This window comes from Microbacterium sp. Ag1, from assembly GCF_001005635.1.
In the GTDB taxonomy this organism is placed as follows: domain Bacteria; phylum Actinomycetota; class Actinomycetes; order Actinomycetales; family Microbacteriaceae; genus Microbacterium; species Microbacterium oxydans.
This window is the reverse complement of record NZ_LBCR01000029.1, coordinates 221,859-243,131: the sequence shown is the minus strand read 5'-3', so window position 1 is coordinate 243,131 and position 21,273 is coordinate 221,859. Positions and strand designations below refer to the sequence as shown.

Genomic DNA, 21,273 nt, shown 5'->3' with positions numbered 1-21,273 from the left:
CCGAGCGGGTCACTCAGAAGTAGTCGCCCGCCGTGAAGTGACGGATGCCGTCCAGCCGGGCCGCGCGTCGCAGCGGACGGATCATGCCGGTGCGGTCGTCCTGCCGCACGGCCTGCGGTGCGAAGGCATGAAGCGTGGACTCCTCTTCGGGCAGCGCAGGGACGGCGAGGTCACACGACGACACCCCGGCGAGCGCCCAGTCCGCGGCGACGGTGGAGAGCAGGTCGCCGCGCACACGCTCGGAATCCGGGAGCACAGCACTCTCCAGGAGCACGCCGACGCCCCCTCGATGCTCGGCGATCACGTAGCCGAGCACGGTCGAACCCTCGACGCGGCGATACAGCGTCGCACCCCGCATCCGCACCTCCGCCATCGCCGCGTCGCGGTCGCTGCGCACCGGCGCGAGGACCACCCGCCCGGCACGCGAGCGCTCGTAGACGTCACGCAGCGAACGGAAGCTCCCGAGTCCGACCGTCTCGCGCTCGACGCGCCCCTCGACGCTTTCCTCGTGCTTGCGGGGCATGGGGGCACTCCAGGGACCGGTCAGGGTCCGTGCCATGGCGAACGTCTCGAAGCCGCTGGAGCGATACACCTCCGGGGTACCCGTGAAGAGCAGCGCCCACTCGGCATCGCCCGCGGTCTCCAGCGTCGCGGCCACGAGACGGCGCGCGAGCCCCTGCCCTCTGGCACGCCCGGCGACCGCGACACTGCCGATCGCGTGCACGTGCGCCACACCGCCGTCGTCCTCCCGCAGCCGCTTGGGCAGACCGTAGATGGATCCGCAGACCCCTCGATCGTCCTCGGCCACGAAGGTGTGCGCCAGCCGATCATCATCGATCAGCCACTGGTCGGGCGCCAGCGGCGGTGTGAACACGGTCGCCCACAGCGCCGTCAGGGCGGACTGGTCCTCTGCGCAGGCGGCGCGGATCCTCTGGGCGCTCATGCCTGACCTCTCGCGATGTCGGCGGCGTGGATCGTGTTCGCCACGACCGCCCGCGCGCTGGTCCAGGGAGCGACTGTCGCACCGTGTGCGGCCGCGTCGAGCAGCGCCCGGATCAGGCCGTGGAACCCGAGCTCCGTGTTCGCGTCGTCGACGTCGAGCGCGAGCGCGCGGATCCCGTCGGCGGTCACGACCTCCAGCGTGTAGGCGTCCGGCCCGGGAGTCCCGGTGACGAGCGCCTGCACCGGCACGTCACGCTGCGCACCGGGAACCCGCAGCAGGCCGTCGATGCCTGCCGCATCCTCCGACACCGTGCTCGATCCCCGCCGCACACGGGTCCACCCGGATCCCGACACCAGGGCCGCCCCCGGCAGCAGCACGTCGACCATCTCCCAGGCATGCACGCCGACCGTCACCGCGGTACCCCCACCCTGCTGCGGATCGTCCTGCCAGGAGCGGGCGGGCACCCGGAAGCCCGCGTTGTCGTGCTGGGCGTGTACACGGAGCGCGAGCACGTCGTCGAGCGTCTGCAGGAAGGGCGCGATCTGCGCGGCAAGGCCGGAGAGCGCGGGGGCGAAGCGCAGCACCGAGCTGGTGCCCACCGCGACGGACGATGCCGCGAGAGCGCGGTCGACCTCGGCGAGCTGAGACGCCGTCGCCGCGATCACCTTGTTCGCGAACACCGGAGCGACCCCGCCGCCGAGCGACCGCAGGAAAGGCGCGACCTCCTGCGGGCGCGGCGTCGCGATGACGAGGTCCGGTCGCAGCACCGCCAGCTCCTCGAGCGAGGCCACCCCCACCCCACCGAACCGCGCCGCGAACTCTCCTGCGGCAGCGGTGTCCGCATCGTGCACGCCGACCACCTCGGCCCCGAGCGCTCGCACGTTGGCGGCGTCGGTGTACGGGTGCGAATGCGCGAGTCCGGCGAAGGCCACACGCAGCGGCGTGCCGCTCATGCCATCGAAGACAGCTGGTCGTGGGTGATGGTGTGCGCGAGGGGACGCCCCGCGGCGAAAGCCTCGACCTCGTCGACGACGATCCGTCCCTGACGCAGCCGCCCCTGGTGCGTGCCCGCCGCGCGATGCGGGGTGACCAGCACCCCGGGCAGCGTCCGGAACGGGCTGTCCGCGGCGAACGGCTCCTCGTCGAACACGTCGATCGCCGCGCTGAGCCGCCCGCGTCGGAGCTCGTCGAGCAGCGCGGTCTCGTCGACCAGCCAGGAGCGCGCGGTGTTGACCAGCCCCGCGCCGTCGCGCATCGACGCCAGCTCGCGGCGACCGATCATGTGGTGGGTCTCCGGCAGCGTCGGGGCGTGCACGGCGACGATCTGCGCGCGGCGCAGGGCATCGTCGAGCGGCACGAGCTCTGCGCCGAGAGCAGCAGCCTCCGAAGCGGCGAGCGTCGGGTCGACCAGCAGCGGTTCGGCCCCGAGCGCGCGGATGAGTTCGAGGTAGGCCCGCCCGGTACGCGAAGCCCCGATGACCGCGATGGGCGTGCCGAGGATCTCGCGCTGCACCCCGACCGCCGCCGCGTCGTACCAACCGTCGCCGGCGCGCAGGGCGTTGTGCATCTCGGGCACGCGGTGCAGCAGCGCGAGCGTGAAGGTGAGCGACACCTCGGCCACCGGTCGCGCCATCCCCGCGCCGGCCTGCGTCACCACGACACCGCGGTCGAACAGCTCATCGGTCGCGAAGGGCTTGATCGTGGCCCCCGTGTGCGCGATCAGTTCGAGCTTCGGCAGCGCCGAGAGCACTGCGGCGTCGAAGGGCCCGACACCCCAGCTCGTGATCACGATGCGTGCATCGTCGAGTTCGGCCTCGGCGAGACGATCGACGCGCACGAGAGAACCACCGAGACGAGCGGCGACCGCGCCCAGACGCTCGGCATCCGCCGACGAGAAGAACTCCGCGAAGAGTTCTTCCGAGACGACCGCGACCACGGCCGGTGCGCTCGCCGCGGCGTTCATCGCAGCCAGTCCTCGAGGTTCTCGGCGATAAAGGCGTCGTCGTTCAGGGCCGGGTATGCCCGACGCACGCGGGCGATCTCCTCGGCCTGCCCCGGCGAGAGCCCCTCGGCGGGGTCGAGGCACCAGATCCCCTCGAGCAGCCCCTGCTGACGCAGCATCTCGTGCACGCCCGCGATCACGCCGTGGAAGTCGTTGCCCGGATCGAACACCGCCTGATTCACGTCGACCATGTCGGAGGCGACGAGCCCGAGCTCGCGATAGGCCTCGGCGTCGCCGGCCATGGCCCGCTGCGCACGGTCGAGCAGCGCGACCGCCGCCCGCGTGCCGACCGCCCACTGGCCCAGAAGCCCGCCGACGAACCGCAGGGTGCGGGGTCCGTCGGGCGAGTCCACGTGGAACTCGGAGAGCAGATCCGCCACGATGGCGTCGTCGTTGCCGGTGTAGAGCGCGATCTCGTCGGCACGGCCGGAGGCAGCCACCCCGCGCACGAGCTCGAGCGTGCGGTAGCGATCGAACGGGGCGGCCTTGACCGCCACCACCGAGGGGATCGCGGCGAACTCACACCAGAAGTCGCGGTCGAGCACCGGGCCGCCGATCGCGGTCTGCAGGTAGAAGCCGACCAGCGGCAGCACCTCGCCGACAGCGCGGGCGCGCTCGAGCAGTGCGCGTTCGTCGGCCCCGGCGACGCGCGGGCTCACCAGCACGGCGTCGTAGCCGAGCGATCGCGCCAGCTCCGCCTCGGCCACCGCCTGGGCGGTGTCGCCGGCCACCCCGGCGATGCGGACGAGGGTCGCATCGTCTCGGGCGTCCATCTCCTCCGCGGCCAGCTCGAGCACGGGCTCGAAGAGCGCGTGCTCCGGGTCGCGGATCTCGAACTGCGTCGTGTGCACGCCGACCGCGAGACCACCGGCTCCCGCGTCGAGGTAGTAGCGCGAGAGCGCCCGCTGACGCTGCTCGTCGAGGGCGCGATCAGCCGTGAGCGCCAGCGGGTGCGCGGGGATCACCGCACCGCGGGCGAGGGTCGCCGCGGCCTCGGGGCGCAGCGACGGCACGGTCGCGGTGCGTTCGGCAGAACCGGCCATCAGAACTTCCCGTCCCGCACGGCCCACTTGGTCGGCTTGGCGATCATCGGCAGGCCCTTCTCGATCCAGTCGGCCTGCATCCCGATCAGCGTCTCGGCGGACACGGCCGGGTAGCCGAACAGGGCCATGCACCGGCGCGCGTCGCTGAGCAGCGCGGTCGACTGGGGGTCGTCCACGATCTCGACCTCGCGGTCGAACAGCGTGCCGAAACGGCGGGCGATCGACTCGACGCTCAGCAGCTCCGGGCCGGTGAGGTTGATCCTGAACGGCGCGGTCGACGCGTGCACGAGGCTGCGCAGCACGACCTCGTTCGCGTAGCCCTGCCAGATCACGTTGACGTTCGCGGTGGCCACCGAGACCGGCTGCCCGGCGTGCACGGCACTGCCGATGTCGGCGAGCACCCCGTAACGCAGGTCGACCGCGTAGTTCAGGCGGATGATCGCGACCTTGGTGCCGCGCTCCTGCGCTCCGAACTCGAACACGCGCTCACGGCCGAGGCACGACTGTGCGTACTCGCCGATCGGTGCGGGCTGCACCTCTTCGGATGCTCCGCCGGACGACGCCGGCAGGAACGGGTAGACGTTGCCGGTGGAGAGCACCGAGATCGCGCTGTCGCGATAGCGGCGGGCGACGCGGTCGGGCAGGGCGGCGTTGACCTCCCATGCCCAGGAGGCGTTGGTCGCTGCACCGAACTTCGCACCGACCATGAACACCACGTTGGGGGCGTCCGGCAGGGAGGAGAAGTCGTCGTTCTCGATCAGGTCGAACGAGACGACCTTCACTCCCGCGGTCTCCAGGCGCTCGCGGATCGCGGCATCGCCGAAGCGGGAGACCGCGTAGACCGCGTCGCCCTTCCGTCCGGCGGCATCCATCCCGCGGCGAGCGAGCATGGCCAGGGTCGGGCCCATCTTGCCGCCCGCCCCCAGGATCACGAGGTCGCCCGCCCCGCGCGCGAGGTCGGCGATCAGGCCGGCACTCGGTGTCGCAAGCGCCTCCTCGAGCTCCGCCTCGGATGAGAAAGTGTGCTGAGTCATGTGGTGCTTTCCCTTCTTCTCAGCCCTTGATGCCCGTACCGGCCACGCCCTCCTGCACGTACCGCTGAGCGATGAGGTACGCGAGGAAGATGGGCAGCAGCGCCACGACCGAACCGGCGAGCATGGTGCTCAGCGGAACGTTCTGCTGCTGCAGCGACGAGATGCCGACGGTGAGTGTGAACATCGCGTTGGACTTCGCGATGATGAGCGGCCACAGGAAGTCGTTCCAGTGCCACAGGAAGACGAAGATGCCGAGCGTCGCGAGGATCGGCTTGCACAGCGGCAGCACGATCCGCAGGAAGATGCGGAACTCGCCGGCGCCGTCGATGCGGGCGGCCTCGAACAGCTCGTCCGGGAGCCCCGAGATGAACTGCCGCATCAGGAACACGGCCTGCGCGTTGGCGAGCGAGGGCAGGATGAGGCCCCAGTAGGTGTCGACGCCGCCGAGGTTCGCCATCAGGATGAACGTCGGGATGAGGGTCACGTGGAACGGCACCATCACCATGGCGAGGAACGACCAGAACATCACCTCTTTGCCGCGGAACCGCTTCTTGGCGAAGGCGTAGCCGGCGAGCGCCGACAGGAACAGCACCGCGACGACCGAGACAAGGGAGTAGATGAGGGTGTTGCCGAGCCATCCGAGGATGTTCTGCCCCGCGAGCACCTGCTCGTAGGCGTCGAACGAGCTGTCCTGGAAGGGCAGCAGCGAACCGGGGAGCTCGACCACCATGCCGGGCTTCAGGCTCAGCACGACCATGGCGTAGAACGGGAAGAAGCTGAGGATCCCCGCCAGGCTCAGCCAGATCCATCGTCCGACGATCCCCCACCCCGTCGGCTGGAGCGCACGATACGCCCGGCGCTGCTTCGACGACGTCTTGGCCGGCTTCGGGGTCGTGGACGTCTCGGTCGGCGTCGGCGTCGGCGGCTGCATCAGAGCGGTCATTTCTGCTTTCCGATCACCAGGCGCTGGATGAGCGCGACGACGAGGGTCATGATGAACAGGGCCACGCCGATCGCGGCCGCGTAGCCGTAGTCGAAGTAGCGGAAGCCCTGGTCGTAGAGCATGTAGACGAGCGAGTAGCTGGCGTTCGCCGGCCCGCCCTGAGTCATCACGTAGATGACGTCGAACACCTGGAAGGCGGCGGTCGTCTCGATCACCGCGAGGAAGAAGAAGGTCGGCCGCAGCACCGGGAGGATCACGTAGCGGAAGCGCTGCCAGGCGTTCGCGCCGTCCATCAGGGCGGCTTCCTCGAGCTCGCGCGGCACGTCCTGCAGCGCGGCGATGAGGATCATCATCCCGTAGCCGAATCGCGACCAGACGCCGACGACGACGATCGCGGGGATCACGAGCACGGTGCTGCCGAGCCAGGAGCCGCCGAGCCCCAGCGGAGTCATCAGCGCGGACCACGGTCCGTTGGCGGAGAAGATCCAGACGAAGATCGACCCGGCCAGCACGAGCGAGGTGATGACCGGAAGGAAAAAGATCGAGCGGAAGAAGCGTGCCCCCCGGAAGGCCCGACGCACGCCGAGGGCCATGACGGTCGAGAGCACGAGCGCGATCGGCACGGCGAACACCGTGTAGATCAGCGTCGTACCCATGGCCCGCCAGAACAGCGGGTCGGCGATCATTCGCTGGAAGTGGTCGAGACCCCGCCAGGAGATCTCGCCGGTGATGTCGTAGTCGAAGAAGCTCAGTGCCACACCGGCGATGCTGGGGCCGAAGCGGAAGGCGATGAACAGGAGGAAGGCGGGGAGCACGAACAGGAACGCGATCCGTGCCTCGCGTCGTGCGATCAGCCTCGTCACCCGCCCTGCGGGCTTCTTCGCCGTGGTTGCCGTGGTCATCAGTGCTACCTCACGTGGGGAGAGGGACAGGGTGCGGGGGCATGCGGAGTTCGGGTTCCGCATGCCCCCGGTCGACTACTTTCTCGATCGACTACTTCTTGATCAGAGGAGCCGCAGCCGTCGCGGCATCCTTCAATGCGTCCTCGGGAGACTTGTCGCCGAGGAGGGCGGCCTGGATCTCGGGTGCGAGCACACCCATCAGCGCGCGGGACGAGGCGTTGAGCTCACCCACGGTGGTGTCCGGGACGTACTTCTCCACCTCGCCGAGCAGCGGGTCATCCGCGTACAGAGGCTCGGTGGTGCTGAGCGCCGAGAAGTAGCCGGCTGCCTTGAGGTAGGGCTCGACGACGTCCGCACCGGTGGCGTACTCGACGAACTTGGCCGCCGCGTCCTGCGCCTTGGAGCCCTTGAGCACCGAGAGCGAGCCGACCGTGCCGTAGGCCACGGACTCCTTCTCGGTCAGCGGCGCCAGCACCTTGACGTTCTCCTCGCCCCAGAACGGCACGACCTCGTTGACCGCGTTGTTCCAGGTGCAGGCGACCTTGCCCTGAGCGACCGCGGTCTGCTCCAGCGGCACGTTCGTGGTGAGCGCCTCGGGGTCGAGCGCACCGGCCTCTGCCAGGTCGGTGAGGAAGGTGAGCGCCTGCACGCCCTCCTTGCTGTCGAAGCCGACGTCGCCGTCCTTGGTGTAGACCTCGCCACCGGCCTGCCACAGCAGCGGGTAGTACGTGAGGTTCAGGGTGTTCTCGGCCGATGCCGGGTAGTTCAGGGCGTACATGCCCTTCTCCGTGAACTTCGGCGCCATCGCAGTGATGTCGTCCCAGGTCTCGGGGTACTCCGTGACACCGGCGGCCTCGAAGGCGGCGGCGTTGCAGATGAGGGGCTGGGCGCTGGTGAGGATGGGCGCGCCGAGGATGTCGCCGTCGAGCGTGACCGACTTCTTCACGTTCGGCAGCAGGTCGTCCTGACGCTCCTGGCTCAGCAGATCGTTGAGCGGAGCGATCGACTTCTGGTACGCCGCGAGCTGGTCGGGGATCAGGTAGACGACGTCGGGCCCTTTGCCTGCGGCGATCGCCGTCTGCAGCGCCTCGTCGCGGTTGGCCCACGGGAAGATCTCGTACTTCACGTTGACGTTCTCGTTCTGCTTCTCGAAGTCGGCGATGGTCGAGTCCCAGAAGTCCTTGTGCACCGCCTCGTCGGCGATGACCGGGTAGAGCCAGACCGTGATGTCCTGCTCACCCTCTGCGGTGTTGCCTCCGCCGGCCGAACATCCGGCCAACAGGGTGGCGGCCGCGAATCCCGCGACGACGCCGGTGATCTTGCTGACGCGCATGGTGCTCCTTTGCTTATACCGTGCTGAGTACGGTTCATTATGACACTGCAATGGGATAATTCGTCAAGTACAAGTTCTCAGGCCCGTGTTTCAGCGGTGTTTCCGGTTCGAGAACAACAAAGCTTGATCTGAGAATTCGGTGTGCTAATTTGATCGCACCCGACGTTGATCGCAACGAAGCCGGAGAAGAGGGGGCAGCACATGGCCGTGACAGGTCCGCTTTCGATCGTTGCTCGATCCGCACTGCAGCTGCGTGATTCCGGCCCCGCCACCGTCAACGATCTGTCTCGTTCCCTCGAGATCTCGCGCACCTCCGTCGAGAATGCCGTGACTGCCCTGACCGACTCCGGTCTGATCGTCGACGCCCCCGCGCAGAACGCCGGCGGCGCGGGTCGGCCGGCCCGCCGCTACTCGTTCCACGCCGCAGCCGGAACCGTCGTCGGCGTCGACATCGGGGTCGCGAGCGTGCGCGTCGTGCTGGCCGACCTGGCCGGACACGTGATCGCGCAGCGCAGCTTCCCCGGCGTGGCCGAGCGGCCCGATGGCGCGTCCAAGCTGGCTGCCGTGATCGAGGACGTGCGGGGTACGCTCTCCGCGGTCTCGATCCCGGGATCGAAGGTCCGCGCGGTCGGCGTCTCGCTTCCCGGCATCGTCGACGACACGGGACGCGTCACCACCTCGGTCGTCATCCCCGAGTGGTCGGGCATCGACATCGGCTCCCAGCTGCGCCAGGCGTTCGGCTGCCCCGTCGCGGTGGACAACGGCGTTCGTCTCGCGGCCGTCGCCGAGCATCACCTCGGTGTCGCGCAGCTCGTCGACGACGTCATCTACCTGTCGGTCGGCAATCGCATCGCGATGGGACTGATCCTCGGCGGACGCCCGCGCCGCGGAATCCACAACGCCGCGGGCGACATCGGCCGCCTCGCCTTCCGGGGACTGAACACCGAGACGGGCCAGATCACGTGGCGCACCGCCCCGACCGCTGCCGAGGTCTTCGCGAAGGCGCGCGGCGGTGACGCGGCCGCACAGCAGGAGATCGACGGATTCATCGGCGAGCTCGCCCATGGCATCGCGACGCTGATCATGACGGTCGACCCGGCCATGATCGTGATCGGCGGCGGACTCTCGGCCGCGCATGAGCAGCTGCTCGACCCCCTGCGCGCGGCACTGCCCGGCCACCTCGGCCTGCCGTTCCAGGTGCCGATCGCGGAAGCACGACTGGGCGCCGAAGCCGCCGCCCACGGAGCGGTGGTGCACGCCTTCCAGCGGCTCGCCGCCGAGATCTACGGCATCGAGGACATGCCGGCTCCGCCGATCACCCCCCTGCGGGTCGCATCTTCGGAAGCCGCTGACCCGACCGACGAGACAACCGAGGAGAAGCAGTGAGCACGTTGAAGGTCGGACTCATCGGCGCGGGAGGGATCTCCCGCGTGCACGCCGACGCCTGGCGGGCGTTCGGGGCGGAAGGCTACGTCACCTCGCTCGCGGGTGCCGAGGAGATCGCCGAGGAGTACGGGTTCGAGCTCGTCGACGATGTCGACACCCTCCTCGGCCTGGTCGACATCGTCGACATCGTGACCCCGAGCAGCACGCATGCCGACTTCGCCCTGCGCGCCATCGCCCGCGGGCTCGATGTGATCTGCGAGAAGCCGCTCGCGGAGACGGCTGAGATCGCAGCGACCGTCGCCCGCGCCGCCGACGAAGCGGGCGTGCGCCTGTTCCCCGCCCATGTCGTTCGGTACATGGGCGAGTACGCCCAGATCAAGGCAGGCATCGACGCCGGTCGGATCGGCACGCTCGCCGTGCAGCGGTTCAGTCGGGCAGGCTCCGCCCCGCAGACCCCGTGGTTCTTCTCGGAGCGCGCGGGCGGCGGTGTCATCCGCGACCTGATGATCCACGACATCGACCAGGCGGTCTGGTTCGCCGGCCCCGTCGAGTCGGTCTACGCGGTGCAGAACCCGCCGACCGTCGACGACCACGTGCCCGCACCGGTGACGGCGCACGTCGTGCTCACGCACCGCAGCGGCGTCATCAGTCACATCCACGGCAGCTGGGTCGCGCCGGGTATGCCGTTCCGCACGAGCGTCGAGGTCGCGGGGTCGGAGGGTCGCCTGCGCTACGACAGCGCCGAGGACAACGCGCTGCGCACCGACGCCGTGCTTCCCGAAGCCGACACCGACTACCTGCCGCCGATGTCGCCGCAGGAGAGCCCGTACTTCGCCGAGATCGCCGACTTCGTGGCCGCCCTGCGCGAGGGGCGCGACGCCAGGGTCAGCCCGGCGGACGGAATCGAGGCCGTCGCCGTCGCCGAGGGCGCGTACGCCTCGATCGCCTCCGGCGCCCCGGTCGCTCTGACCGTCACCACTCCCGCATCATCTGCACGCACGGCCGAGGAGGCCACTCGATGACCGCCACCACCCCGCTGCGGATCGCCGTCCTCTCGTTCGCGCACACGCACGCTCTGAGCTACGTCCACGCGCTCAACGCGATGCCCGGCGTCGAGCTGATCGCCGCCGACCCCGACGGTGCCACGGCGCCCGACGACGCACCCCGAGGAGCGACGCTGGCCGCGGAGCTCGGCGTCGCCTACGTCGAGACATACGACGAGGCCTTCGCCTGGAAACCCGATGCGGTCGTGATCGCCGCGGAGAACTCCCGACACCGCGCCCTCGTCGAGCGCGCGGCCGCCGCCGGGGTGCACGTGCTGTGCGAGAAGCCCCTGGCCACGACGGTCGAGGATGCGATCGCGATGCGCGAGGCGTGCGAGCGTGCCGGTGTGATCCTGATGGTCGCCTATCCGGTGCGATTCGCCCCGAGCGTGCGCGACGCGATCGCCGAGCTGCGCAGCGGACGCCTCGGCACGGTGCTGGGCGTCACCGGGATCAACAACGGCAAGCTGCCGCAGGACCGGACCTGGTTCACGGATCCGGAGCTGGCGGGGGGCGGCGCACTCGTCGACCATGTCGTGCACTGCGCCGACCTGCTCGACGAGTTGCTCGGCGAGCGTGCCCAGTCCGTCCGCGCCGTGTCGAACGGGATCCTGCATGCGGAGCGCGACCTCGAGGTCGAGACCGGCGGCCTGGTGACGATCCAGTACCCGAGTGGGGTCATCGCCACGATCGACTGCTCCTGGAGCTGGCCGATGAGCTCGGCCACCTGGGGTGGACTCACCCTGCAGGTGATCGCCGAGCGCGGCACCGTGACCATCAGTCCCTTCGCCAAGGGCGTCGCCGGGCACGATGCGCACGGCGAGACATGGAGCCCTGTGGGCGCCGACCTCGACGCGCTCCTGCTCGACGAGTTCGTGCACGCCGTGCGCCAGGGATGCCAGCCGCAGCCCGACGCCGGCGTGGGCATCCGTACGGTCGAGATCGCCAAGGCCGCCCAGGCTTCGGCGGCTCGCGGCGGCGAAGTCGTCACGCTCGTCTGATCCACCGAAGCTCCGACCATCGTCTATCGACCCTGGACAAAGGTCGCTATACGGTGTTGACTGAACCGGGCCGCACGCCCGATCACCCGACTGCGGTCGGGGCGCCGCGAGTCGGCAGATCAGGATCCGCCTTCGACCCGAACGAAGGCGGATCCTGATAGCCGGCGGGTCGAGGCAGCCGCAGCGGGGCCGGCGCTCAGCATCGAGGAGTATGCTGACCCCTTGGGCCGTTCGGCCCGACGAGTCCCGAAAGGTGGTGATGGCGATGTCCGGTGATAGTTACGACGCCGCCTTCGCTGCGTCGAGACTCCCTGCGCTAGCGCGTTGACCCTCTGGTCCGCTTTCGCACGTCCTTCCCCGCAGCCGTCGGCGGCGTCATCCGCCCCCTGACGAACCGCGCACGGAGCTCTCCGCTGCCGTGCGCCTGCGAGAACGGAGCCGATCATGGCCCTCATCGACAACGGCGTGTACGTCCACGGACGTCGCGTGGAGACCCCCAAGAACCTGGACGAGACCTACCGGATGCTGGACGCCGCCGGAGGCATCGCGTGGATCGGCCTGTACCGACCCAGCCCGGAGGAAGTGGCGTCCGTCGCTCGCGAGTTCGATCTGCATCCGCTGGCCGTCGAGGACGCCCTGTCCGGCCACCAGCGGTCGAAGGTGGAGCGCTACGGCGACACCCTGTTCGCCGTCCTCCGCCCCGCCCGGTACCGCGACAAGGAGGAGTCGATCGAGTTCGGCGAGCTGCACCTGTTCGTGGGCCCCGATTTCGTGGTGACGATCCGGCACGCCGAATCCCCGAACCTCGCCGCCGTGCGCGCCCGCATGGAGGCGAACCCCGAGCTGCTCGCGATGGGACCGGAGGCCGTGCTCTACGCGATCCTCGACGAGGTCGTCGACGGGTACGAGCCGATCGTGGCAGGGCTGCTGAACGACATCGACGAGATCGAGGACCAGCTCTTCGGCGACGGCGACGACGACAGCGCGCTCTCCCGCCGCATCTACGAGCTGTCCCGCGAGGTGATCAACTTCCAGCGGGCGGTGCATCCGCTGAACGGCATGCTGGAGTGGCTGCGTCGGGGCTCTGCGAAGTACCGCATCGATGAGGAGCTGCAGCGCTCCCTGCGCGATGTGCTCGACCACACGATCCGTGTCAACGAGAAGATCGACTCGTTCCGGGCGATCCTGGAGAACGCGCTGACCGTGCACTCCGCACTGGTCGCCCGGCGTCAGACCGAGGCCGGGTTGGCGCAGAACGACGAGATCAAGAAGATCTCCTCCTGGGCGGCGATCATCTTCGCCCCGACGCTGGTCGGCACCGTGTACGGGATGAACTTCGACGTGATGCCCGAGCTGCACTGGGCCTTCGGCTACCCGATGGCGATCGGCGCGATGCTCGCCTTCGCGGTCGGCCTGTTCGGGGTGTTCAAGTACAAGAAGTGGTTGTGACGGGTTGCTCTCACTCGCTCGCGCAAACCACATCTGCTACGGCACCGGCATCGTGCGCAGCGTCGGTGGATCCGACCTCTCCTCATGATCGCCGTCGTCACGCGGCAGTGGGGCCCTCACCGCCAGATTCGGCTCCGACACCCCCGGATCAACCGCTCTTGATCACAGACCTCAGCCGCGCTCTCGGCGGAATGCTGCGATCAGTGCGGGTAGAGCGACCATGCCCACCAGCCAGAACGCCGCACCCCAGATCACACCATCGGCGATGAACGGCAACCACTCGTAGTCGGTCGGGTAGGCGATGCCCGTTCGACCGGTCAGGCGCAGAACCACCTCTGCCGGATAGGAGGCGAAAGGGTTGGAGGAATGGTCCTGCGAGACCCACGGAAGAGGGAAGCCGAAGGGGACGGATGTGAGGTCGGCGTCGGATCTCACGGGGATCCGCTGGACCGTGGTCCCCCACCAGGCGACCGCGAACCCCGCGGCGAGCGCGCCCAGCACGGACAGCGTCGTCCCTGACCTTCCCCCGAAACGACGCTGTGGAGACGCAGGACGAGGATTGGTGGTCATCAGCAGGAGGCCGGCCCGCAGCCGTCAGCTGTCGGAGCGGCTGATCTCGTCGAGCAGGTCGTCGAGGGTGTCGAAATCGGCGGCCTCGGAACCGTCGAGCTCGCGCACCTCGACGCCGTCGACCTCGAAGTCGTCGTCGAGTTGCACCAGGATGCGCGACTCGGGGAACTGCTTCGGGGCGAGGAAGGCGAGCAGCACCGCGTCGGCGAACACGACGACCGAGGTGGCCTCGAGATCATCGCGCAAGTCGATCTGTTCGGCGACGGGCTCGTCGCCGACGGCATCCTCGATGTCGGCGACGATCTCGTCGATGATCGAGCGCCATCGAGACTCCCCGACCGAGAGGGTGCGGGCGACTGCCGCAACCAGCGCCTCATGATCCACGTCATCGCTCTGGACGTCCTCCAGCTCCGGATCGACGTTCACATTGACGGTCGTACCGGCGGCGTCGATGATCGCGCGCCCGTACACCAGCCCGTTCTCGGCGATCGGATCCTCGAGCAGTCCGCTTTCGACGATGCGGGCCAGGAGGGTGTCGAGTGCAGGCGAAGTCATGGCTCCAGTCTTTCGCATCTCGCTCGTGCGGGAGCTGCGAGCCGCGAGGCCGCCGGAATGCAAGCGCCTCGATCGGCGCCGATCACCCGCACCGCCCTGCCGATAGGCTCGGTGCCGTGCCGAACGTCGAGCCCTCCGCCCCCGCATCCGCCGCCTCCGATCTCCTCCGCATCGCCGCGGCGCTCGAGGGCCCACAGCCCCTGAACTGGGTGATCACCGGCGACTCGATCACGCACGGCCTGGTGCACACGCAGGGCGGCCGCAGCTACCCGGAGCACTTGCACGAGCTGATCCGCGGCGAGCTGGAGCGTGTGCGCGATGTGGTGATCAACACCGCGATCAGCGGCAATCGCATCGTCGACCTGCTCGATGACTGGGATCGTCGCATCGCGTCGTGGCGGCCCGATGTCGTCACCCTCATGATCGGCACGAACGACGCCTCCGACGGCGGGCCGCGCGAGGTCATCACGGCAGACGACTACGCGGCGTCCTTGCGCGACTTCGTCACCCGCGTGCGTGCTCTCGGCGCCGTCCCCGTCCTGCAGACACCGCCGGCGATCGACATCCGCAACGCTCCGGAACGGGCGCGCATCGGGGAATTCGCCGAAGCTGTACGCCAGGTCGCCGTGAGTGAGGACGTGATCCTCATCGACCAGTACGCCCGCTTCGCCGAGCTCGGCGCCGGCTCCGTGCCGTGGGGACTGATGAACGACCCGTTCCACCCGAACACGGAGGGTCACGCGGCTCTCGCCCTGGAACTCGCGCGCGGCCTCCGGATCCACCCGCAAGCACCGCGCGCACGCACCTTCGCACTCCTCGAGGGACTCGTCGCCACCGCTCGACTGAGCGGTTAGACCTCGCGGACGCCCTCACCCGCGGTGGACGAAAGACCGCTGGACGCGACGCTCGGCACCGCACTAGGTTGAGCGCATTCGTAGTCGGAGAGGTGGGGGCATGTCTCACGTGGTGGCAACCGGGGCCGGCAAGGCCATGATGGAGCGTCGGAACGACCCGACGCACGACTACATCCTCGGCCTCACCGGCAAGGAGAGACCGAGAGTCCTCTTCGTCGGCACGGCCACCGGCGACGACTCCGCCTACATCGTGAGCTTCTACTCCACGTACGATTCCGACAGGTGCGCGCCGCACCACCTCCCCCTGTTCCACCGCGCGGTCGACGACCTGGCCGGTTTCGTGAATGGCTTCGACGTGATCCACGTCGGCGGCGGCAACACCGCCAACATGCTCGACGTGTGGAAGCGCCAGGGCCTCGACGAGATCATGCGCGAGATGTGGGAGGACCCCGACTCGAACGTGGTGTTCACGGGCGGCAGTGCAGGAGGCATCTGCTGGTTCGAGGGCGGGACCACCGACAGCTACGGACCCACCCTGCAGGTGCTGCCGGAGGGACTCGGCTTCCTGCACGGCAGCTTCTGCCCGCACTACGACGCCGAGGACCAGCGGCGTCCCCTCTTCCACGCGTCCCTGCTCAGCGGAGAGCTCTCGACGGGGTACGCGGTCGGCAACCTGCAGTCGCTGCACTTCGAGAACTCCGAGTTCGTCACCGCGGTGAGCCCGGTCGACGATGCCCTCGCCCTTCGCGTGGAGGCCATAGGCGGGAAGATCGTCGAGACCGAGCTGCCCACCGAGGTGCTCAGAGGCGCTGCGCCCATCGTGAAGGGACCGTCGTCATGAACGACAACGTGTGGATCCTCGTCGCCGAACTCATCGTCGTCATCCTCGCGATCTTCATGGGGACCCGCACGAGCGGGATCGGTCTGGGCGTCTGGGGGCTCGTCGGCGTCGCCGTGCTCGTCTTCGTCTTCGGCGAAGCACCGGGCAACGCCCCGGTCGACGCGGTCTTCATCGTCATCACGGTCATCACGGCGGCATCGACCATGCAGGCGGCCGGCGGCATCGACTGGATGGTGTCGGTCGCGGCGAAGGTGATCAGACGCCGACCCCGATCGGTGGTCTTCCTCGCCCCGGCGATGTCGTTCCTGTTCACCGTCGGCGCCGGAACGGGCAACATCTTCTACCCGCTGCTACCGGTCATCTACGACGTCTCATACCAGCAGAAGATCCGCCCGGAGCGGGCGCTCTCGGTGTCGGCCGTGGCCTCGCAGGTCGGCATCCTGTGCTCTCCCGTGTCCGCCGCGACCGCCTCGATGGTGGTGCTGCTCGCCCCGCAGGGCGTCGACCTCGGCGGACTGCTGCTGATCATGTGGCCCGCCTCCATCGTCGGCCTCTTCGTGGCGGCACTCGTGATGATGCGCCACGGCAAAGACCTGGAAGACGACCCCGAGTTCCAGAAGCGCCTCGCCGATCACCAGATCAAGCCGCCGGAGACCGACGCGCACGAGAAAAAGCTGCCTCCCACCGCGGTGCTCTCGGCCTCGCTGTTCCTCGCCGGCGTCGCTGTGATCGTGCTCTTCGGCCTGTTCGAGAACCTGCGTCCGGTCATCGGGACCGATGACGCCGGCGATCCGGTGCGCCTCAGCGTCACGGTCATCATCGAGGTCGTGATGGGCATCATCGCCGCCCTGATCTTCGTCTTCTGCAAGGTCAAGGCAGCAGATGTGCCCAAGCAGCCGACGTTTCCCGCCGGTATCGTCGGAGCGATCGCCCTGTTCGGCATCGCCTGGCTGGCGAACACCTTCGTCGCCGCGAACCAGACCCTCATCGTCGACGGCCTCGGCTCCGTGGTCTCCGGCTCGTCGGCGTTCCTCGGTGCATTGCTGTTCGCACTCGCCCTCTTCGCGGTCGCCATGCTCACGACGAGCCAGTCGAGCGCGACGAACGCGATAGTGCCGATCGGCATCACGATCGGCCTCCCCGCCTCCCTCCTGGTGGGCCTGTGGCCGGCGGCGATGGGCATCTACACGCTGCCGGCCAACGGCAGCCAGGTGGCCACCGTCGCGTTCGACCAGACGGGCACGACCAAGATGGGTAAGTTCGTCTTCGACCACTCGTTCCAGTTGCCGAACCTCATCTATGTCGTTGTGGCGATCATCGTCGGTGTGCCGCTCTCGTTCCTGTTCACCTGAGTCGAGCGGCCGGCCACGACATGACCGACGGCCTCGACCGGGCGACACTGCGCCAGTTCCTGCTGGGGCTGGCGCAGGGCATGAACGCCTCCGCCGAGTCGGTCGATCGCATCCGCGACGTCATCGCAGAGGTGGCGAGGGCCTATGGCGGCGACGATGCCGACTTCGTTGTGCTGCCGACGATCATCCTGATCGAGAGCGGCGAGTCCGATGAGTCGCGCGTCGCGATCCGCTCGGCGACGAACGCCTCGTTCCGTTTCGATCAGATCGCCGCCCTGTACGAGCTGATCGCCCAGGCGAAGACCGGCTCGGTCACCCCGCTCGACGGCATCAGACGCCTGAACGAGATCGGCGCGATGCGCCCGCGGCTCGGCTGGATCACCCGCACGTTCGGACATGCGGTGCTGACGACGGGGCTCTCTCTCCTGCTCGCCCCCACGTGGCAGGGCGTGATCGTCGCGTTCGTGCTCGGAGCGGTGATCGGATTGCTGAAGCTGGTCCGCTCCCCGACGTTGCAGCTGATCATGCCCGTGGTCGCGGCGTTCGCGTGCGCCACCGCGGTCTTCCTCCTGGCCGAGGTGATCGAGATCGGGGACCCTATACATCTGCTCATCGCCCCGCTCGTCACCTTCCTGCCCGGCGGCGTGCTGACGAGCGCGACCGTGGAGCTGGCAGCGGGGCAAATGATCTCGGGCGCCTCACGACTGGTCTACGGCTTCGTGCAGCTGGCACTGCTGGCGTTCGGCATCCTCGCCGCCGGCACCGTCGTGGGAGTCGACTCGTCCTCGTACGAAGCTCTCGACGGGGGCTCGCCGCTCCCGTGGTGGGTGGCGCTCATCGGGATCCTCGTGTTCGCGCTCGGGAACTATCTGCATTTCTCCGCGCCGCCATCGACCTTCGGGTGGGTCCTTCTCGCGCTCGTCGTCGCCTACACGGGCCAGTGGGCCGGCACCGAGTTCGTGGGCGCGACGGTCGGCGGGTTCGTCGGCGCCGTCGCGATGACCCCCGTCGTGCTGTGGATCGCGACCCTCCGCCACGGAGCACCGTCGCAGCTCACCTTCCTCCCGGCCTTCTGGCTGCTGGTCCCCGGGGCTGCCGGGCTCGTCGGGCTCACGGAGGCGGTCGCGACCGACGGTGGACTCTCCGACTTCACCACGGCGCTGGTCTCGGTCATGTCGATCGCGCTCGGCGTGCTCATCGGCACCGCGCTGTACCGTGTCGTGCACCACGGCGCCGAGGAGATCGTGCAGTTCGCCGTCGCCCTTCCCTCCGCCTCGGACGAGAGCGCCCCTGCTCCGAACCTGTGGTCGCGGATCACGGCGCCCTGGCGCCGGAACGGTCACCGCTGACGGTCACGGACACGCTCCCCTCGCCCGGCATCGCTCGTCTCTGCGTTCGTCGCTGTCCCGGCGGGCGTCGCTTGTCCGTCCGGGATTTCGGCATATCGTAGAGGGGGGGGACCTGGGGAGGTACGGGGTGTCGGCATTTGTCGCGCAGGGGGACGGACATATACCGCGAGTATCGGCGCACGCCATCAGGCGTCCGCGACTGAGCGCCGCGTTCGAGACCGAGACGCCCCTCACACTCATCCGCTCGGCGTCCGGCTCCGGCAAGACCACGGCCCTGGTGGACTGGGCGGCCACCACATCCGCCCACGTCGTATGGCTGACCGTGACGCCGGCGATCACGAGGAGTCAGGCACTCGCCGGAGCGCTGCTGCGCGTCCTGCCCGGAGCCGACCGGCGGGACGACGGCGACGAGGGCTGGGCCGCCGTGACCGCGCGCCTGCACGAGGCGGAGGGCCACCTGGTCGTGGTGCTCGACGATGCTGCCGCCGTCGAGCGCGATGGCGCGTTCGCGCTGTGTCGCGCCGTGGGAGCCGCTCCCCGCACTCGCCTGATCGTCGCCACGAATCGGCCGAGCCCCTTCGACAACGAGGGCCTCGATCTCTTGATCGACACGAAGCTAGTCGCTCCCGAAGAGCTCATGTTCGACGACGAGGAGATCCGTCGCGCGCTCGACGTGGACGAGGACACCGCGGCTGCGACGCGAGAGGCGACGGGAGGATTCCCCGCGCTCATCCGCGCCCTGGCGCTGCGGGGGACCGGCATGGATGCCGCGTCCTTGCGAGCCGCCACCACGGTGATCGAGGACTACCTGCAGGACAGGCTCGCCGAGTGCGGCTTCGACCCGCAGGCGCTTCGAGGCATGCTCCGGATCAGCGTCACCGATTCCGTCGACGTTCCGCTCGCCACGGCGCTCACCGGCGATCCGGACATCGTGAGGGCGCTGGACCAGGCTGAGATGTTCGGTTTCGGCCGCTGGGCTGCCGACGGCCGCAGCTCGTTCGAGCTCACGCCCCTGACGCGCGGGATGCTGCGACGCGAGCTCCGCACAGCCCTCCGGGACGAAGTCCCCGGGCTGAGGCGCATCGCCGCAGAAGGCGCCGTGCGCCGCGACCTGCCCCTCGAAGGGCTGCGGCTCGCCGTGGAGGACGACGACCTGCGCCTCGCGACCCACGTCACGATGTCGGGGTGGAACCGACTGCTGCACCGAGATCGGAACGGTGTCGTCGAACTGCTGGGCGACGTACCGGTGGCACGGCTGAAGCAGGAGCCGCTGGTGGCCATGCTGCTCGGGATGTGCCTGAAGCCCAGCCGCCTGCGGCGCCAGCGCGGACTCCAGCTGCTGCGCATCGCGGTGGCGGCCGCGAACGCCCGACGGACCACGCTCTCGGCCACGGAGCGGATCTTCATCTGGGCGGCCGAGAGTGCGTCGCTGCGCGCCATCGGACGACCTGAGCGCGCCGCACAGGTGGCAGCCCGATCTCTGGCCCTGTTCAACGAGACCCCGGAATCGCAGTGGCAGCAGTACGCCCGCGACATGCCGCTGCTGTGCACGCACCTGGGCATCTCCCTCTACTACGGCGGGCAGCAGGAGGAGGCCATCCACCTCTGGGAGCAGGCCACCGCCCTCGCCGCCGCGCACGGGGGCAGCAACGGCTTCCACGGCATCTGCCTCCTCGCCGGCGTGCACGCCTTGAACGGAGACCTCCCCGAGGCCAGGCACTACGTCTCCCTGATCAGAGACGGCGGCTGGGACGCGGCGCTGCTCGACAGCTACCGCGGCACGTTCTACCGTGTGGCCGAGGCCATGCTGGCGGTGGAGGACGGCGATCTCGCTGCCGCGAAGCAGCACATCAGGTACTTCGAGCCGTACCGCGCGACCAGCGAGCACTGGACGACGATGGCCTCCGTCGAGGCATGGATCGCTCTGCACGAGGGCGATGCCGCCGCGGGATTGGAGCGCCTGGAGTCGTTCGCGCGTCTGCGGGGCAAGGAGGCCGGTGCACCGCACGTGCGCCAGGCACTGTCGCGCCCCCGGATCCTCCTCCATCTCGCCCTCGGCGACGTGAACGCGGCCAAGGCCGTGGTGCAACGGGATGCGATCCCCGACCGCTTCGCAACCGTCCTGAAGCGGGCACGCCTGGCCCTCATCGACGGCAAGGCGGCCGACGTGGTCCGGCTTCTGGGACAGACCCGCCTGCGCCCCACGAACGCCAGGGAACGCGCAGAGGCCTCGGCGGTGCAGAGCGCCGCCCTGCACCGGGTGTCGCCGGCGGCCGCGCAACCGTCGAGCGAGGCGCTGAACGCCCAACTCGCCGATCGGGGCCTCACCACTCCCCTCGTGCTGCTGAGCGCGGAGGACTTCGGCACGGTGCGAGCCGACCTCGACCCGACCGGCCGTGGGACGTTCCCACTGCGATCCGCGCTGCCGTCATTCGCGGCCCGACCCCGCCTGTCGTCACGCGAGCAGGTCGTGCTGCGCGCCCTCACCTCCGGCGCATCTCTTCCTGCGATCGCCCTGGAGCTGCGCGTCTCGCAGAACACCCTCAAGACACAGCTCCGCAGCATCTACCGCAAGCTCGGCGCGCACGACCGCACCGAAGCGGTGGAGCAGGCGGCGCGTCACGGTCTCCTGCCGGAGTAAGCGCAGACCCTTCCGGGGAAGACACGGAAGGC

General features: G+C 69.2%; 19 protein-coding genes. 9 read left to right on the top strand and 10 right to left on the bottom strand.

Going from position 1 to position 21,273, the window contains the following annotated elements; genetic code table 11:
- Positions 1–13: 13 nt before the first annotated feature.
- The 8 genes from AAY78_RS10005 to AAY78_RS09970 form a co-directional block, all read right to left on the bottom strand.
- Positions 14–943 (bottom strand): GNAT family N-acetyltransferase, encoded by a 930-nt coding sequence (locus tag AAY78_RS10005; protein WP_046748135.1) that lies wholly within the window; start codon positions 941–943, stop codon positions 14–16.
- The gene (locus tag AAY78_RS10000; protein ID WP_046748134.1) at positions 940–1,896 is read right to left on the bottom strand and encodes a hypothetical protein; all 957 of its coding nucleotides are present in this window, start codon (positions 1,894–1,896) and stop codon (positions 940–942) included. Before AAY78_RS10000 ends, AAY78_RS10005 begins: the two co-directional genes overlap by 4 nt.
- Positions 1,893–2,906, bottom strand: coding sequence for a hydroxyacid dehydrogenase (locus tag AAY78_RS09995; RefSeq protein WP_046748133.1), 1,014 nt, complete (start codon positions 2,904–2,906; stop codon positions 1,893–1,895). The genes AAY78_RS10000 and AAY78_RS09995 overlap by 4 nt, the downstream gene beginning before the upstream one ends.
- Positions 2,903–3,988 carry a dihydrodipicolinate synthase family protein gene (locus AAY78_RS09990; RefSeq protein ID WP_046748132.1) on the bottom strand — a complete coding sequence of 362 codons (1,086 nt, stop codon included), beginning with the start codon at positions 3,986–3,988 and terminating at the stop codon, positions 2,903–2,905. Before AAY78_RS09990 ends, AAY78_RS09995 begins: the two co-directional genes overlap by 4 nt.
- Positions 3,988–5,022 (bottom strand): NAD-dependent epimerase/dehydratase family protein, encoded by a 1,035-nt coding sequence (locus tag AAY78_RS09985; RefSeq protein WP_046748131.1) that lies wholly within the window; start codon positions 5,020–5,022, stop codon positions 3,988–3,990. Before AAY78_RS09985 ends, AAY78_RS09990 begins: the two co-directional genes overlap by 1 nt.
- A gap of 19 nt (positions 5,023–5,041) precedes the next feature.
- Positions 5,042–5,965, bottom strand: coding sequence for a carbohydrate ABC transporter permease (locus AAY78_RS09980; protein WP_046748130.1), 924 nt, complete (start codon positions 5,963–5,965; stop codon positions 5,042–5,044).
- A complete protein-coding gene (locus AAY78_RS09975) occupies positions 5,962–6,867 on the bottom strand; it encodes a carbohydrate ABC transporter permease (protein ID WP_046748129.1) in 906 nt (301 codons plus the stop codon). The genes AAY78_RS09980 and AAY78_RS09975 overlap by 4 nt, the downstream gene beginning before the upstream one ends.
- A gap of 91 nt (positions 6,868–6,958) precedes the next feature.
- Positions 6,959–8,200 carry an ABC transporter substrate-binding protein gene (locus AAY78_RS09970; RefSeq protein ID WP_046748128.1) on the bottom strand — a complete coding sequence of 414 codons (1,242 nt, stop codon included), beginning with the start codon at positions 8,198–8,200 and terminating at the stop codon, positions 6,959–6,961.
- 201 nt (positions 8,201–8,401) lie between these two features.
- On the opposite strand from AAY78_RS09970, the gene AAY78_RS09965 reads away from it, so the two are divergent.
- From AAY78_RS09965 to AAY78_RS09950, 4 genes are all read left to right on the top strand, one after another.
- The gene (locus tag AAY78_RS09965; RefSeq protein ID WP_046748127.1) at positions 8,402–9,586 is read left to right on the top strand and encodes an ROK family transcriptional regulator; all 1,185 of its coding nucleotides are present in this window, start codon (positions 8,402–8,404) and stop codon (positions 9,584–9,586) included.
- On the top strand, positions 9,583–10,608 hold the full coding sequence (locus tag AAY78_RS09960; RefSeq protein ID WP_046748126.1) for a Gfo/Idh/MocA family protein: 1,026 nt from the start codon (positions 9,583–9,585) through the stop codon (positions 10,606–10,608). The genes AAY78_RS09965 and AAY78_RS09960 overlap by 4 nt, the downstream gene beginning before the upstream one ends.
- Entirely contained in the window at positions 10,605–11,630 is a 1,026-nt protein-coding gene (locus AAY78_RS09955) for a Gfo/Idh/MocA family protein (RefSeq protein WP_046748125.1), read from the top strand. Before AAY78_RS09960 ends, AAY78_RS09955 begins: the two co-directional genes overlap by 4 nt.
- 444 nt (positions 11,631–12,074) lie before the next feature.
- Positions 12,075–13,079: a magnesium and cobalt transport protein CorA gene (locus AAY78_RS09950; protein WP_045263009.1), complete on the top strand. Its 1,005-nt coding sequence runs from the start codon at positions 12,075–12,077 to the stop codon at positions 13,077–13,079.
- 171 nt (positions 13,080–13,250) lie between these two features.
- Here the strand turns inward: AAY78_RS09950 and AAY78_RS09945 are convergent, their stop codons facing one another.
- Together AAY78_RS09945 and AAY78_RS09940 are read right to left on the bottom strand one after the other, a co-directional pair.
- On the bottom strand, positions 13,251–13,649 hold the full coding sequence (locus AAY78_RS09945; RefSeq protein WP_156172636.1) for a hypothetical protein: 399 nt from the start codon (positions 13,647–13,649) through the stop codon (positions 13,251–13,253).
- Positions 13,650–13,673: 24 nt separating this feature from the next.
- Positions 13,674–14,204 carry a hypothetical protein gene (locus AAY78_RS09940; RefSeq protein WP_046748123.1) on the bottom strand — a complete coding sequence of 177 codons (531 nt, stop codon included), beginning with the start codon at positions 14,202–14,204 and terminating at the stop codon, positions 13,674–13,676.
- 116 nt (positions 14,205–14,320) lie between these two features.
- Between AAY78_RS09940 and AAY78_RS09935 the strand changes: the two genes are divergently transcribed.
- From AAY78_RS09935 to AAY78_RS09915, 5 genes are all read left to right on the top strand, one after another.
- A complete protein-coding gene (locus AAY78_RS09935; RefSeq protein WP_046748122.1) occupies positions 14,321–15,058 on the top strand; it encodes an SGNH/GDSL hydrolase family protein in 738 nt (245 codons plus the stop codon).
- Positions 15,059–15,158: 100 nt separating this feature from the next.
- Positions 15,159–15,899: a peptidase E gene (locus AAY78_RS09930; protein ID WP_046748121.1), complete on the top strand. Its 741-nt coding sequence runs from the start codon at positions 15,159–15,161 to the stop codon at positions 15,897–15,899.
- Positions 15,896–17,251 carry an anaerobic C4-dicarboxylate transporter family protein gene (locus AAY78_RS09925; RefSeq protein WP_046748120.1) on the top strand — a complete coding sequence of 452 codons (1,356 nt, stop codon included), beginning with the start codon at positions 15,896–15,898 and terminating at the stop codon, positions 17,249–17,251. The genes AAY78_RS09930 and AAY78_RS09925 overlap by 4 nt, the downstream gene beginning before the upstream one ends.
- Before the next feature lie 20 nt (positions 17,252–17,271).
- Positions 17,272–18,600 carry a threonine/serine ThrE exporter family protein gene (locus AAY78_RS09920; RefSeq protein WP_052748728.1) on the top strand — a complete coding sequence of 443 codons (1,329 nt, stop codon included), beginning with the start codon at positions 17,272–17,274 and terminating at the stop codon, positions 18,598–18,600.
- Positions 18,601–18,727: 127 nt separating this feature from the next.
- On the top strand, positions 18,728–21,241 hold the full coding sequence (locus AAY78_RS09915) for a helix-turn-helix transcriptional regulator (RefSeq protein WP_046748119.1): 2,514 nt from the start codon (positions 18,728–18,730) through the stop codon (positions 21,239–21,241).
- Positions 21,242–21,273: the final 32 nt, after the last annotated feature.

Coding starts and splice junctions, on each gene's coding strand:
- AAY78_RS10005 (WP_046748135.1), bottom strand. CDS start 943: ATGAGCGCCCAGAGGATCCGCGCCGCCTGCGCAGAGGACCAGTCCGCC.
- AAY78_RS10000 (WP_046748134.1), bottom strand. CDS start 1,896: ATGAGCGGCACGCCGCTGCGTGTGGCCTTCGCCGGACTCGCGCATTCG.
- AAY78_RS09995 (WP_046748133.1), bottom strand. CDS start 2,906: ATGAACGCCGCGGCGAGCGCACCGGCCGTGGTCGCGGTCGTCTCGGAA.
- AAY78_RS09990 (WP_046748132.1), bottom strand. CDS start 3,988: ATGGCCGGTTCTGCCGAACGCACCGCGACCGTGCCGTCGCTGCGCCCC.
- AAY78_RS09985 (WP_046748131.1), bottom strand. CDS start 5,022: ATGACTCAGCACACTTTCTCATCCGAGGCGGAGCTCGAGGAGGCGCTT.
- AAY78_RS09980 (WP_046748130.1), bottom strand. CDS start 5,965: ATGACCGCTCTGATGCAGCCGCCGACGCCGACGCCGACCGAGACGTCC.
- AAY78_RS09975 (WP_046748129.1), bottom strand. CDS start 6,867: ATGACCACGGCAACCACGGCGAAGAAGCCCGCAGGGCGGGTGACGAGG.
- AAY78_RS09970 (WP_046748128.1), bottom strand. CDS start 8,200: ATGCGCGTCAGCAAGATCACCGGCGTCGTCGCGGGATTCGCGGCCGCC.
- AAY78_RS09965 (WP_046748127.1), top strand. CDS start 8,402: ATGGCCGTGACAGGTCCGCTTTCGATCGTTGCTCGATCCGCACTGCAG.
- AAY78_RS09955 (WP_046748125.1), top strand. CDS start 10,605: ATGACCGCCACCACCCCGCTGCGGATCGCCGTCCTCTCGTTCGCGCAC.
- AAY78_RS09950 (WP_045263009.1), top strand. CDS start 12,075: ATGGCCCTCATCGACAACGGCGTGTACGTCCACGGACGTCGCGTGGAG.
- AAY78_RS09945 (WP_156172636.1), bottom strand. CDS start 13,649: ATGACCACCAATCCTCGTCCTGCGTCTCCACAGCGTCGTTTCGGGGGA.
- AAY78_RS09940 (WP_046748123.1), bottom strand. CDS start 14,204: ATGACTTCGCCTGCACTCGACACCCTCCTGGCCCGCATCGTCGAAAGC.
- AAY78_RS09930 (WP_046748121.1), top strand. CDS start 15,159: ATGTCTCACGTGGTGGCAACCGGGGCCGGCAAGGCCATGATGGAGCGT.
- AAY78_RS09925 (WP_046748120.1), top strand. CDS start 15,896: ATGAACGACAACGTGTGGATCCTCGTCGCCGAACTCATCGTCGTCATC.
- AAY78_RS09920 (WP_052748728.1), top strand. CDS start 17,272: ATGACCGACGGCCTCGACCGGGCGACACTGCGCCAGTTCCTGCTGGGG.